The sequence below is a fragment of the Paenibacillus sp. J2TS4 genome (assembly GCF_018403245.1).
Classification (GTDB): domain Bacteria; phylum Bacillota; class Bacilli; order Paenibacillales; family NBRC-103111; genus Paenibacillus_L.
Genome location: NZ_BOSH01000012.1, coordinates 189,129 through 202,244, shown reverse-complemented (window position 1 = coordinate 202,244; position 13,116 = coordinate 189,129). Strand labels below are relative to the sequence as shown.

Annotated in this window: 14 protein-coding genes; 4 read left to right on the top strand and 10 right to left on the bottom strand. The window is 48.0% G+C overall.

From position 1 onward, the window contains the following. The first annotated feature begins 438 nt into the window (after nt 1-438). The gene (locus KJS69_RS22360; protein ID WP_213586007.1) at nt 439-903 is read left to right on the top strand and encodes a DUF441 domain-containing protein; all 465 of its coding nucleotides are present in this window, start codon (nt 439-441) and stop codon (nt 901-903) included. Between the two features lie 3 nt (nt 904-906). Here KJS69_RS22360 and KJS69_RS22355 read toward each other — a convergent pair whose 3' ends face one another. From KJS69_RS22355 to aroQ, 4 genes are all read right to left on the bottom strand, one after another. Next, nucleotides 907-2,163: an aspartate kinase gene (locus KJS69_RS22355; RefSeq protein ID WP_213586006.1), complete on the bottom strand. Its 1,257-nt coding sequence runs from the start codon at nt 2,161-2,163 to the stop codon at nt 907-909. 308 nt (nt 2,164-2,471) lie between these two features. Further along, nucleotides 2,472-3,029, bottom strand: coding sequence for an elongation factor P (efp, locus tag KJS69_RS22350; RefSeq protein WP_213586005.1), 558 nt, complete (start codon nt 3,027-3,029; stop codon nt 2,472-2,474). Nucleotides 3,030-3,076: 47 nt separating this feature from the next. Further along, a complete protein-coding gene (locus KJS69_RS22345) occupies nt 3,077-4,150 on the bottom strand; it encodes a M24 family metallopeptidase (RefSeq protein WP_283777480.1) in 1,074 nt (357 codons plus the stop codon). A 5-nt stretch (nt 4,151-4,155) separates the two neighbouring features. Then, a complete protein-coding gene (gene aroQ, locus KJS69_RS22340; protein ID WP_213586004.1) occupies nt 4,156-4,602 on the bottom strand; it encodes a type II 3-dehydroquinate dehydratase in 447 nt (148 codons plus the stop codon). Nucleotides 4,603-4,863: 261 nt separating this feature from the next. Here aroQ and KJS69_RS22335 point away from each other — a divergent pair, with 261 nt between their 5' ends. Both KJS69_RS22335 and KJS69_RS22330 read left to right on the top strand, forming a co-directional pair. Beyond that, a complete protein-coding gene (locus KJS69_RS22335; RefSeq protein ID WP_213586023.1) occupies nt 4,864-5,751 on the top strand; it encodes a DUF1385 domain-containing protein in 888 nt (295 codons plus the stop codon). Between the two features lie 91 nt (nt 5,752-5,842). Further along, nucleotides 5,843-6,148 carry an MraY family glycosyltransferase gene (locus KJS69_RS22330; RefSeq protein WP_213586003.1) on the top strand — a complete coding sequence of 102 codons (306 nt, stop codon included), beginning with the start codon at nt 5,843-5,845 and terminating at the stop codon, nt 6,146-6,148. Here KJS69_RS22330 and KJS69_RS22325 read toward each other — a convergent pair. Both KJS69_RS22325 and mntR read right to left on the bottom strand, forming a co-directional pair. Next, nucleotides 6,142-7,122 carry a patatin-like phospholipase family protein gene (locus tag KJS69_RS22325; protein ID WP_213586002.1) on the bottom strand — a complete coding sequence of 327 codons (981 nt, stop codon included), beginning with the start codon at nt 7,120-7,122 and terminating at the stop codon, nt 6,142-6,144. The two genes, KJS69_RS22330 and KJS69_RS22325, sit on opposite strands and share 7 nt — an antisense overlap. A 183-nt stretch (nt 7,123-7,305) precedes the next feature. Then, a complete protein-coding gene (gene mntR / locus KJS69_RS22320; protein WP_213586001.1) occupies nt 7,306-7,728 on the bottom strand; it encodes a transcriptional regulator MntR in 423 nt (140 codons plus the stop codon). A gap of 274 nt (nt 7,729-8,002) precedes the next feature. Here mntR and splB point away from each other — a divergent pair, with 274 nt between their 5' ends. Then, entirely contained in the window at nt 8,003-9,061 is a 1,059-nt protein-coding gene (splB, locus tag KJS69_RS22315) for a spore photoproduct lyase (RefSeq protein ID WP_213586000.1), read from the top strand. Between the two features lie 10 nt (nt 9,062-9,071). Here splB and KJS69_RS22310 read toward each other — a convergent pair whose 3' ends face one another. From KJS69_RS22310 to KJS69_RS22295, 4 genes are read right to left on the bottom strand one after another with little or no spacing between them, the layout of a single operon-like run. After that, nucleotides 9,072-9,788: a cytochrome c biogenesis CcdA family protein gene (locus KJS69_RS22310; protein WP_213585999.1), complete on the bottom strand. Its 717-nt coding sequence runs from the start codon at nt 9,786-9,788 to the stop codon at nt 9,072-9,074. 22 nt (nt 9,789-9,810) lie between these two features. Then, nucleotides 9,811-10,617, bottom strand: a complete 807-nt coding sequence (locus tag KJS69_RS22305) for a metal ABC transporter permease (protein ID WP_213585998.1) — start codon at nt 10,615-10,617, stop codon at nt 9,811-9,813. A gap of 17 nt (nt 10,618-10,634) precedes the next feature. After that, nucleotides 10,635-11,429: a metal ABC transporter ATP-binding protein gene (locus tag KJS69_RS22300; protein WP_213585997.1), complete on the bottom strand. Its 795-nt coding sequence runs from the start codon at nt 11,427-11,429 to the stop codon at nt 10,635-10,637. Between the two features lie 38 nt (nt 11,430-11,467). Then, entirely contained in the window at nt 11,468-12,472 is a 1,005-nt protein-coding gene (locus tag KJS69_RS22295) for a metal ABC transporter substrate-binding protein (RefSeq protein WP_213585996.1), read from the bottom strand. Nucleotides 12,473-13,116: the final 644 nt, after the last annotated feature.

The following is a 13,116-nucleotide window of genomic DNA, read 5'->3' as shown; positions in this document are numbered from 1 at the left end:
TGTCGCCTTTGCATATGGTCAACACTTGATTCGGCCTTAGTTTCACGTGGTTCGCTCCTTGATCTTTAGTCGCTGTTTTATATACTTCTACACGAGGGGCCGGAATTCCTTACCAGCACCAAAAAAATATCTCCCGTTGACGAGAGACCTAAGTAGTAACGATTTTTCGTATAAAACGCACTCAATCGCATCAAGATCTATCGCCCATTTGTACCGTCTACTACAGGGCGGATACGAGCGACATAGATGCTTTTTTCAACAGCCTGAAAGTACATCTGTTTCAACCCGAAAGCGCTGCGGGCGGTGGATTGGTGTTAATTTTACCACGATAGCCCCAACTTCGGCGAATTAAAGGAAGCCGGGAAAAGCTTGTTCTAATTCAATCCGCCCCTATCATACACATAATATAGAATCCACTAGGACAAGGGGCAATCCTATATGAACGGAAACGTCATCCTGGTCGTCCTGATTATTATCGGTCTTATCGGACGCTCCCATATCATTACTACAGCTTCCTGCATATTATTGGTTGTCAAGCTCGTCAGTCTCGACCGTTATTTGCCGGGAATCGAACGGAGAGGGCTGGAATTGGGACTGCTATTCCTTACTATGGGAGTGCTTGTTCCTTTTGCCAGTGAGAAAATAACCTGGAAGGAAGTCTCCACTGTCTTCACATCATGGCCGGGAATCCTGGCGCTTGCCGGTGGCGCCATCGCGACTTATATGAATGGAAAAGGGCTGGAGCTGTTAAAAATAGACCCACAAATCATTGTGGGTCTCGTTATTGGGTCGATCTTCGGGATCGTCTTCATGCGCGGTATCCCGGTCGGCCCTCTGATGGCCGCCGGAATAACCGCTCTATTATTAAAAATTTTTAGCTATTTATTCGAACGATTCGGGTAAATCTTATCGGCGTTCGGCGGGTCCGCCCACGAAGGCTTGCACGTCTGTATCCAGACCATAAGCGGTATGAAGCGCTCGGACGACATCGTTCAAGCGATCTCCGTCAATGACGCAGGACATCTTAATTTCGGAAGTGCTTACCATGTTGATGCTCACTCCCAGCTCGGAGATCGTTTCGAACATCGTCGCGGCCACCCCAGGGTTACTCACCATGCCGGCTCCGACGATGGATACTTTGACCAGATTCGTCTCGGACACCGCTTCGCGAAAACCGATCTCGGATTGGATAGAGCCGATGACTTCCATTGCCCTGTCTTTATCAGAGGAAGAAACAGTAAACGAGAAATCGGCTGCTCCGTCCTTAACTCCGCTTTGTACTATAATATCGACATCGATACTTTCTTTGGCAAGCGCAGAGAATACTCTGGCCAGCTGTCCCACTTGCTCTGGAACGCCCAATATGCTAATGCGGGAGACATTCTTATCGAAGGCAATGCCTTTAACGACTACTCCTTGTTCCATAACTGCTTCCTCCTTCACGTAAGTACCTTCGTTATTCGAAAAGCTGGACCGAACGACTAATGGAACTTGATTATGCTTTGCATATTCTACAGCGCGCGGATGCAGTACCGCAGCTCCCAGGTTGGCCAGCTCCAGCATTTCATCGTAACAGATCTCATTCAGCTTCCGGGCCACCTTGACCACACGAGGATCGGTAGAATAGATTCCATCCACGTCGGTGTATATCTCGCATAAATCGGCTTCAATTGCCGCAGCCAGGGCTACTGCCGTCGTATCTGATCCGCCGCGGCCCAACGTCGTTATTTGGCCATCCTCGCTCATTCCTTGGAACCCGGCAACGATGACGATATGACCTTCTGACACAGCATTACGCACCTTATCCGGCCGGATATCGGTAATCCGGGCTTTGCCGTGAGCCGAATTCGTAATCATTCCGGCCTGCCAGCCGGTATAGGAAACGGCGGATTCCCCGAGTTCCCTGATCGCCATGGCGAGAAGAGACATCGATACTTGCTCCCCTGTCGACAACAACATATCCATTTCACGAGCAGGCGGATCCCCCGAAACTATTTGTTTGGATAAATCTATTAAATCATCCGTTGTGTCCCCCATGGCGGATACAACGACTACACATTGATTTCCGGCTTTTTTTCGTTCCACGATGCGGGCCGCGACCCGTTTCATCCGTTCAGCATCCCCAACAGAACTGCCGCCAAATTTCATTACGATCAATGACAAGTTGCTCACTCCCCCAAGCATTTGAAAAATTGACTGTATAAACTCGCACTATTATAGCATACTCCCGACAAATTGTGACAAAATAACCCCACAAAATTGACGTGTTGCCTTCGTAACGTATTCCGTCCGCACCCTAAGAGAGTCGGCGTCTAGACCTTCCTATAATCGCGGTCGATCTTCCTGACTTTGCTTCGAAAGAAGCTGTGAGCCCCGAAACAAATTCTATAATGTCAAAAACCTCCGATTCGGAGGAGGCGATCAAGCTCGTCCCGTATCGAAGGCCACTGGCACATTATTAAGTGTCGATGTTATGCGCGGGAAATATATTTACCGTCGCGAGTATCGATCAGAAGTACATCCCCTTCGTTGATGAACAAAGGAACCTGAACCGTAAGGCCTGACTCCAGGGTAGCATTCTTCGTAGCCCCGGTGGCGGTGTTTCCTTTAATTCCCGGCTCCGTCTCCACTACCTTCAATTCCACACTGTTAGGCAGGCTAATACCAAGAATTTCTCCCTGGTAGCTCATGATGTTAACATTCATATTTTCTTTTAAAAATTTCAATTCCCATTCCAGCCGCGAGGAAGGAAGTGTGAATTGGTCATACGTTTCTGTATCCATAAAGGTATGCTCGGTTCCTGCCGAATACAGATACTGGGTTTCCCGGTTCTCCACGTGAGCGCGGCCGACATTTTCCCCTGCGCGGAACGTTTTTTCCACCGTGTTGCCATTGCGCATGTTCTTCAATTTGGAACGGACGAAAGCAGCTCCTTTCCCTGGTTTAACATGCTGGAAATCGAGCACAGTGAACAGATCACCGTCTACTTCAATGGTCAAGCCGGTTTTAAAATCGTTAACAGAAATCATGGTTTATCCTCCTTGATGAAAGTGAACCTTGAGAGTTGGCTCACGAATTAATCGATGATGATCAGATTTTTGTCAGAGTGGGTCAACCGTTCCACTCCAGTTTCGGTAATGACGATATCGTCTTCAATTCGAACGCCTCCGAAGCCCGGCAAATAAATTCCCGGCTCCACCGTCACCGTCATTCCCGGTTCAAGCACGGTATCGGATACGTGAGACAAGGTCGGAGCCTCATGAATCTCCATGCCCAGCCCGTGTCCGGTGCTGTGTCCAAAGCAATCGCCGTACCCCGCCCGCTTAATGACGTCCCGGGCCAAGGCGTCCGCTTGTTTGCCGGTCATCCCGGGTTGCAGATGAGCGAGCGTATGCATTTGGGCTTCCAGCACAATCTGGTAGATTTCCTTGTGCTTATCCGTTGGCCGGCCAAGGCATACCGTGCGAGTCAGATCGGAGCAGTAGTCTTTGTAGTATGCTCCGAAATCGAGCTTAACATATTCATTAGTCCCCAGCAAACGTTCGCTGGCCACCCCATGGGGGAGGGCCGATCTTTCTCCCGAAGCGACGATGGTATCGAACGAAGTCGAAGTCGCCCCCTTGCTGCGCATGAAGAATTCCATTTCAAGAGCGATCTGCTTCTCCGATACACCCGGCTTAAGCTTCGTCTGAATGAAAGAAAAGGTCTCATCCGCCAAAGCAGCCGCTTCTTTCATAATCTGCAGCTCATCCTCATCCTTAATCATGCGCAGCTTCTCCACTATTCGCTCCGTTGGAACCAGCTCGATGCTTCCCAAGTCGGCGAAATAGCTCAAATATGTACCGTAGGTAACGTCATTCTGCTCGAACCCCAGTCTGCCGATTTGGTGCTTTTGCAAAATTTCCCGGACCGTAAGGATAGCTTTCCGCGAATGCTCCACCACCTCAAAACCTTGAGCCTGCTCAGATGCCTGCGCGGTATAGCGAAAATCCGTCAGCAGCACTGCGCGCTCCTCCGTTACGAGGACATACCCCGAGCTTCCAGTAAATCCGGTCAAATATTTGCGGTTATAACCATTCGTAATGAACAGAGCTTCCAGTTCAGCCTGCTGCATCGCTTCTCTCAGCCGTGTCAATCTGGACAATTTCAAAGCACTCACCTGACTTCCTTATTAAGATGCCGGTGTAAAGCCATCAGCCCAAGCTCGTAACTGTAATCTCCAAAGCCGGATATTTGGCCTAACGACACCGGTGCGGTAACCGATACATGACGGAAGGCTTCCCGTTGATGGATATTGGACAAATGCACCTCCACCACAGGCAGGTGGACAGAGGCGAGGGCATCCCTCAATGCATAGCTGTAGTGGGTCAAAGCCCCGGGGTTGATGAGGATGCCGTCCATAACTCCATACGCTTGATGGATACGGTCAATAAGCTCCCCTTCATGATTCGATTGCAGGGATTCGATCTCCATGGACAGTTCCTTGGCCAGCAGTCGCAAATTATGCTCGATGGCGGACAAAGATACTGTGCCGTAGACGCCGGGCTCCCGAATTCCAAGCATGTTCAAATTCGGACCGTGCAGCACCAAAATTTTTTTCAATAAAATCACCCAATTGTTTGCCTTGATAACGTAGCCATTTTACCATAAGTTTCACTGGTTTGAGAATACTTTTTACTATCCGCCGGCTTAAGCGCCCCAATTAAAACCTGATCCCGGATAGTATATCCATTATCTTGTTTTGCAAACTGTTGGCATTCCTGACGTGTTTTCGTTAAAATAAAGAAAAAGATAACTACTGAGAAGGTGAACTTATTGTCTCAAAATAACATTTATGGAGGACAAGCGGTAATCGAAGGCGTTATGTTTGCCGGAAAGTCCGTCCATGTCACGGCGGTTCGCCGGAAGGACAACGAAATCTCATTTTTGGAGGTCCCCCGCTCAAGCAGCAAGGAATGGGTTCGCAAGCTCAAGAAGGTTCCATTATTGCGAGGATTGGTGGCGATTATCGAATCGACTGCGAACGGTGCGCGTCATTTGAATTTTTCGGCGGAAGTATTTGCGGAAGAAGAAGGGGAAGAAGTTAAACAGGAAGAGCCCTCCCTTTTCGGTAAAATTTCGATGCTTCTCGGAGTAGCCGTTGTGGGAGTGATCTCTTTTATTTTTGGCAAGCTCATATTTACATTGGTTCCTGCTTTTGTCGAGCATACTTTATTTAACAACCACTTTGAGAACCAAATTCTGCATAATTTGATCGAAGGCCTGATCAAAATTGTTTTTTTGGTCGGTTATATTTATATTATTTCCTTAACTCCCCTTATTAAAAGACTGTTTCAATATCACGGCGCGGAGCATAAAGTGATCAGCGCTTATGAAGCCGGCGTACCCTTGACGGTTTCCAATGTACAGAAATTCAGCACTCTTCATTACCGCTGCGGCAGCAGCTTCATAGTGTTGACAGTTTTGATTGGTGTCATCATTTATTCCTTTGTGCCATACGATAACTTGTGGGACAGAATGTGGCAGCGCATTGCCTTGCTGCCGGTTGTCATCGGTGTCTCCTATGAAGCTCTGCGCTTTACCAACGTGCTCCGAGATACCCCGGTACTTAAATATTTAGGCTACCCTGGGTTGTGGCTGCAGATGCTGACGACAAAACAGCCGACAGACGAACAGGTTGAAGTGTCCATCGCCTCGTTCAACCGAATGAGAGAACTGGATTCGGAAATCACCAAGCCGCATGTGATCTGATTCCATGCACGGCGACGCGCACCGCTATGGAGGTGCGCGTTGAACCAAGACTTATTAACGATCCGTTCCCTCTAGGAAGGAGGCCGCTGTAATGAGAAGACGATATCCGACTGCCGTGTATGTCGTTCTATCCTTGATCGCCATCGGTATTCTTTATAACTTATTTAGAAATCCGGGATCGTTCTTGCTCCCGGTCATCATCTTTGGAGCGGTGTTTTTACTATACAAGTTCCCCCCCTCCCGTCTCCGTCGCATGTTTACTTCCGGTCCTTCTTATTACCGTCCCAAGACGAAACCAAAGGCAAAGACGCAGCGCACGAAGAAAGCGCGTTTTAGAGTTATAGAAGGAAACAAGAAAAGCTCCAACGACGAGGACGAACCACCTCGTTATCACTGACGGACCAAGGCCCTGGCGGTCGCGTCCGTCTTTTTACATTTAGCCAAGTAATCCTCATATGACCATTTGTTAAAAAATTTGGCCGCCGCCTTCATCCCCGAATCATACAGCTCCAGGCTTCTTTCTTTAGTTAAATCGAATTCGGTCGTATGGACCCCGAGAGTAGGGATTTTGATCGTTCGGAATGATTTATGGTCTTCGATAAATCTTTCATCATGAGCATCCATCATTGTCGAGAACAAGGCTTGAAACATGCTGAGCGGACCAACAATGCGGTTAGGCTCGTTGCTCCCCCGGCCGACCAGTTGAAATCCAAGAGTAGGCAATGACTTCTCCCCGGGCTTAAGCTCATGGATGTCAAAAAGCCACAACGGAAAATTGCTCAACAGCCCTCCATCAACTACATAGACCAATTGATCGGTAAACTTCTCTTTCTTTTTGCGAGGGTATTTTTTACGGATAATGACCGGGTCGAAAAAATAAGGGATGCTGGTGCTCATCCGGATCGCCTTGGCTACGGTAAGCTTGTGGGGATCGATGCCATATCGCGAAATATCGTCAGGCAGGACGAGCAGTTTGCCGAGGGATATGTCGGAAGCTATGATTTTCAGCCGATTATACGGCAGGTCCGCAAAAGTGCGGATTCCTTTGGCTAATAACAGTTTATAGATCCAATACTCCAATTCCTCACCGGCATAGAGCCCTTTTTTGACGAACAGCCGAACGGCAGGGCCGATCCACCGAATCTGGTGCAGCCAACCTTTTTTTAAAAACTTGGTGAATGGAGTGCTCAAAATAATCTGTTTCATTTCTTCTCCGGTATAGCCGGCCGCCAACAGCGCCGCCACGATAGACCCCGAGGAGGTTCCGGCCGTCTTATCGAACGTGACTCCCCTCTTCTGCGCTTCGCTAACCGCTCCCGCCAGTCCGATCGCTTTAACCCCCCCGCCTTCAAAGACGGCATTCACCTTCATCCGATCGCCTCCCCATCTCCCGGATCTCCGCTAATAAAGAGTCGTTGTATATTTATGAAGCGGAAGAAGTCCATAGAACCATCTGGAGCTGTGCCGGTTTAGTTCGGCGCATCTTAATTAATTGCGAGAAAGGTTCCGTCCACAAAAAAAAGAAGGCGCCTGATACGCCCTCTTTCTTCTAAGCTATTCTGCTTCCATTTCGGCTCTAAGCTGCTTAAGCTGATTCGTAGCTTCCGGATGACGATTGAAATACTCTACCAATACTTCGATACATGTAATAGAATCCCAGCTCAGATGGTGCTCAATGCCTTCCACATCCGTATAAATGTTCTCTTCCTGGACTCCGATGACCTCTAAAAATTGCTCTAGAAGATGATGACGCTCCACCAACCGCTTGCCCATTTTTTTACCTTTAGGTGTTAAAATAAGTCCACGATATTTCTCGTAGACTAGATAGCTGTCTTTATCGAGTTTTTGGATCATCTTGGTCACAGAGGAAGGATGAACAGCCAGACCTTCTGCAATATCCGATACACGGGCATAACCCTTCTCATCGATCAGCTTGTAAATACGCTCCAAATAATCTTCCATACTCGGTGTAGCCATCCATATCCCCTCCTTAACCGTGTATTCCGCTATCTAACCGGTCACTAGTACTCTATGTATGATATACCATATTTGCTCACTAAAGCAAGTTTACCACAAAAGACGTCGTTTTAGTCGGATATTTCCATGTGTGAATCTTTATAGCAGGACTAACACTAACCTTAACCGTACATGATCTAAAATTCGGTAATAAATACTTCCCCCGTTCTAACCACCCTGACTGCTATCTTTCCACTGGACTTTTCTTAACAAATGAAAAGAAAGGAGCGTAATCATGTCTGTGCAGACCCAACGTCCGCCAAAAAGCACCAAAGTCTTTATTCCGGAGCTGGTCTATTTTGAACCGGACGCCCTAAATTATCCTAAAGGAGTCCGAATTATGGAATGGGCTAAGCAAAAAGGACTCCCTATTCGGATGACGACGTCGCATAACCGAATAACAAATCTGCCCGGAGATAATGAATTCGCAAAATACCGAATGGCCAAAAATACGCTCGTTGTCGGAGTGCGCAAGACACTAACCTTCGACCAATCCAAGCCGTCGGCCGAATACGCCATTCCGATTGCAACCGGCTGTATGGCCCACTGTCATTATTGCTATCTGCAAACGACACTCGGAGCGAAGCCGTATATCCGAATTTACGTCAATACCGATGACATTATGAAGGCCGCCAAAAAGTATATTGATGAACGAATTCCGGAAATCACCCGCTTTGAAGCAGCGTGTACTTCGGATCCCCTCGGTCTGGAGCATATTAGCGGCTCGCTGTCAGAATTGATTGAATTCATGGCGAAGGAGCGCTACGGACGACTGAGGTTCGTCAGCAAGTTCCACCATGTGGATCCGCTGTTAGGCTTGCAGCATAACGGACATACCCGTATCCGGTTTAGCGTCAATGCGGATTACGTCATCAAGCAGTTCGAGCCGGGGACCTCCACCTTCCTGGAAAGAATCGAGGCCGCGGGCAAAATCGCACATGCAGGCTACCCGCTCGGATTCATCATTGCTCCGATTATTTGGTATGACGGTTGGGAGGAAGGGTATTCCGAGCTGTTGGATAAGCTTAAAGCCGCTTTGCCCAGCGAGGCGATTCCCCAGCTTACGTTCGAGCTCATCCAGCATCGGTACACAAAGACGGCGAAAAACGTCATCCTACAGCGGTATCCAAAAACCAAGCTGGAAATGGACGAGGCCAAACGGAAATACAAATGGGGCCGCTGGGGACAAGGAAAATACGTCTACCCCGACGAACAGGCTAGCGCGCTCAGAGAGCATATAGCGGAACAAATTTTCGATAAATTCCCGGAAGCGACTATCGATTATTTTACTTAACTTGCCAAAGTTACATCAAATTCAACAGCCAATCCGGGGTCCATTCGTTGAACCAGATCGTAATTCTCGTCAATTGGTCCGTATATAGCAGAACCGCCATGATGATCATGAGCGCTCCTCCCACCTTCATCAGCATGGAGGAATAACGAAGAATCCAACGGGTTGAGCCGATGAAAAAGCCCAGAACCAGGAAGGGCAAAGCGAAGCCAAGAGAATAAGCAGTGATCATGGCAAACCAGGTGCTGGGCTCGGAGGCAGCCAGGGCCAGAATCGCGGACAGAATAGGGCCAACACAGGGCGACCAGCCCGCGGCAAAGCCTACTCCAATAAGGAAGGAGCCCAAATAACCAGCCGGCTTCCATTTGAACTGAAGCTTCCTCTCCTTCATCAACCATTGAGGTTGGAATAATCCGATCATAAATAAGCCCATAGCTAATATTAGAACGGCTGCCAATTTGCGTATCAAATCCTGATATTGACTAAACAGGCCAGATAATGTCCCGGCTCCCCATCCCAACACATAAAAAATAACCGAAAAGCCAAGGACAAAAAACAAAGAATGGACGAACGTCTGAATTCGTACAGATTTGCTGTTGTCGCTGCTTTTCAGTTGATTAACCGATATACCGGTTATGTAGGATAAATAGGATGGATAAAGCGGGAGACAGCATGGTGAAATGAACGATGCTATTCCCGCTAAAAATGCAATTCCGATGTTGATTTCCATGGAAGGTTCCCTCCGACTGCTCTTATCTGGCCCTCGTACCGGCCCGGAAGAGCAGGGTTACGATTAAAATTAATATTAATAATAACACAACCGATGAGCCGGGCGCCAAATTCCATACTCCTGCCGCCACCAAGCCGGCAATAACCGCTGTCTCCGAAAACAGCACCGCCATAAATACAGAATGCTTGAAGCTTCTGGCTACGGCCAAGCTTGCGGCTACCGGGATAGTCAATAAAGAGGAAACCAGAAGAGCACCGACGATTTTGATCGCTACACTGATAACCAGAGCGGTCAGCATCGTGATGAGAATATTGTAAAAACGGACAGGCAGACCGCTGACCGCAGCCGCTTCCTCATCGAAGAACATCAGGAACCACTCTTTGAAGTTAATGCCGACCACGACAATGACAATCGCAGTCACTATAAACACAAGCGACAAATCCAATCGGTCCAGCGTGTAAATACTTCCGAACAAGTAGCTGGTCACCTTCACATTGAAGCCTTTTCCCATAGTAAACAGGAACGTGGCCAGAGCAATTCCCCCGGACATGATTATGGCAATAGATAATTCCGCATAGGTCTTGTATGCTTTACGAAGCCATTCAATGGCGAAGGAAGCAAGCAGGGCGAAGATGAGCCCGACAACCACCGGATAAATGTTGATCAAAAAACCGAGGGCGACTCCGGCGATCGTTACATGAGCAAGCGTATCCCCAATCATGGACAATCTCCGGAGTACCAGGAACACCCCCATTAAAGGGGCAGTAATCCCAATAAGAATGCCGCCTATTAAAGCTCTTTGAAAAAAGGGTTCCAAAAATATATCCACTCGTCTATGCCTCTTTCTTATCCGAGTTCAACCGGCTCGCGCAAGTCGGTAAGTGTATGCGTCAAATCCGTTTCCGCGCAATTTTCCGGACTGTGGGTATGTTTGATATAAAACTGGATTTTACCGGAGGAATGTACCGGCTCATTGCCCAAATAGGACTCCAGCATATCCAGATCATGCGTAACCATAATAAAGGTAATATGATGATGCTGATGCATATGACGAATCATGTGAAAGAAGCTTTCCTGCGTCTCCGCATCAATGCCAACCGTCGGCTCATCCAGAATGAGCAGATCGGGATTGTTAACAAGAGCTCGCGCCAGGAAGACTCTCTGCTGCTGACCTCCGGACAATTGTCCGATTTTACGATCCTGCAAATTGCGGATTCCCATCGCATCCAGCGCTTCTTCGCATTTGCGGTAGTCGTTCTTTCCCATTCTTCTAAACAGCTTTTTTCTACCGTACAGCCCGGACAGCACAACTTCCTTAACGGTTGCAGGGAACAGCGGATTGAAGCTGTTCTTCTGCGGAACATAGCCGATTCTATCCCAATCCCTAAAGGTGGATATCGGCTCGTTAAAGAGCTTAACCTCGCCCTGGACAGGCTTAATCAGACCGACGATCATTTTGAGCAGCGTCGTTTTGCCCGCTCCGTTGGAGCCGACCACTCCCACGAAATCCCTTTGCAGAATTCGCAGGGACAGATCGCTGATGACGTCCTTCCGTTCGTAGGAGAAAAAGATATGATCCAGCGCAACCACTTGATCGTGGCAAGGCTCGCCGGAGGATGCTGGATTAGATTGTAGAACCATCGTTAACGCTCCTTTGGGGCGAATCTCTGAGTGGACTCTTATTTCAGAGCTTTGACCAAATGATTCAGATTATTCTCCATTACGGAAAAATAGTCCTCTCCGGCCGCAAGCTGTTTGTCCGTCAATCCTTCCAAAGGATTGAGCACCAGGGTTTCGATTTTCAAATCTTCAGCCAAAGTATTGGCCAGTGAATCCGATACAAGCTCTTCAAAGAAAATATATTGAATCCCATTGTCTCTGACAAACTGGCTAATCTTTTTCATATCCTGGGCGGTCGGCTCTCCATCGGGGGCCAGTCCCATAATGGCCTTTTGCGTCAAGCCATATTCATGGGCCAAATATCCGAATGCCTGGTGTGAGACGACAATTTCTTTCTTCGGCAGAGCGCTTAAGGTTTCCTTATATTTCTGATGCAGCCGGTCTAAATCCTCGGCCAGCTTGCTGTAGTTGGCTTCATAATAGTCTTTATTATCAGGGTCCGCTTCCAGCAGGGCATTCTTGATTGACTCTGCCATCACTTTAGCGTTAGGCGGGCTCAACCAGGCATGGGGATCTATCGAACCATGATCATGATGGTGGCCTTCTTCGGCTTCAACACGGCCATGAGCTTCTTCCTTGTCGCTATCGTGCTCATCGCTTTGACCTTCCTCGGCGTGGCCCTGCTCTCCTGCGAGAAGCTCCAGACCATGACTGGCTTCCACAACGATGACGCCAGAATCCGGCTTCATGCTGCCGAGCACTTCGTCGACCCAGCCTTCAAAGCCCGCTCCCTGATACACGAACACGTCCGCTTTATTAATTTGACTGATATCCTTGCTCTTCGGCGACCAGTCGTGGGGCTCCACCCCGGCCGGCACCAGATTGATGACATGTGCCCGGTCTCCTCCTATTTTAGAAGCAAAATCATAGAGGGGATAAAAACTGGTGATGACATTAGTCTTACCCTCTACAAGGTCGGCTTGGCTGCCTCCACATCCTCCAAGCAGTATTGCCAAACTGGTAAGGATAACGAGCACCCAGTATATCGTTTTCCGATTTCTCATAGCCGTAGTCTCCCCCGAAAGTCTGCTTACTGTAAATCGTAATTTTCCTAATTTACAATTTTGATTATACGGGCTGATTTCTTAATTTGTCAACCAAACTGCGTGACAAACATAGGAGAAATAAATAGTGATAGATGGACAGGCTTCCTCGCTATAAGTAGTAAAAACACAGATTAATTACTATTACTTTGAACTCCCGCTTTACGATGAATGCCCAGAGCGATGGGATTTAAATTCATGCTAAACAGTCGCAAAATATGATAACTGCTGGTGCCACGTTAGCAGTCTACTCGTACAGCATGGGGATCTAAAAGGATTTCATGCAGCTAATTTGCTTCTTTTGAGGTTAAAAACGAAAAATAAATGGAAAACCTCCATCTATTTTGCGCAAAAAGAGGGATATCAGCAAAAATACTCCATCTTAAGTGCGGTTTTTCCATCTAGTCTAATCCATTTGCCCCATTCGCTTCAATTTACCTACACAAACTACAGTTAGACGCTATCCTTCTCCCAGGCGAAAAATGACAACTAGGCGGAGTATACGGTTAGACCCCCCCATGTGCTGACGCGGTACCAAATCCGATCCGATGCGATAAGTCCCCCTCAGGGAAATAGAGGGCCGCTTTTAATGTTGAACTTGGTTT

Coding starts and splice junctions, on each gene's coding strand:
- KJS69_RS22360 (WP_213586007.1), top strand. CDS start 439: ATGAACGGAAACGTCATCCTGGTCGTCCTGATTATTATCGGTCTTATC.
- efp (WP_213586005.1), bottom strand. CDS start 3,029: ATGATTTCTGTTAACGATTTTAAAACCGGCTTGACCATTGAAGTAGAC.
- KJS69_RS22335 (WP_213586023.1), top strand. CDS start 4,864: ATGTTTGCCGGAAAGTCCGTCCATGTCACGGCGGTTCGCCGGAAGGAC.
- KJS69_RS22330 (WP_213586003.1), top strand. CDS start 5,843: ATGAGAAGACGATATCCGACTGCCGTGTATGTCGTTCTATCCTTGATC.
- KJS69_RS22325 (WP_213586002.1), bottom strand. CDS start 7,122: ATGAAGGTGAATGCCGTCTTTGAAGGCGGGGGGGTTAAAGCGATCGGA.
- mntR (WP_213586001.1), bottom strand. CDS start 7,728: ATGGCTACACCGAGTATGGAAGATTATTTGGAGCGTATTTACAAGCTG.
- splB (WP_213586000.1), top strand. CDS start 8,003: ATGTCTGTGCAGACCCAACGTCCGCCAAAAAGCACCAAAGTCTTTATT.
- KJS69_RS22310 (WP_213585999.1), bottom strand. CDS start 9,788: ATGGAAATCAACATCGGAATTGCATTTTTAGCGGGAATAGCATCGTTC.
- KJS69_RS22300 (WP_213585997.1), bottom strand. CDS start 11,429: ATGGTTCTACAATCTAATCCAGCATCCTCCGGCGAGCCTTGCCACGAT.
- KJS69_RS22295 (WP_213585996.1), bottom strand. CDS start 12,472: ATGAGAAATCGGAAAACGATATACTGGGTGCTCGTTATCCTTACCAGT.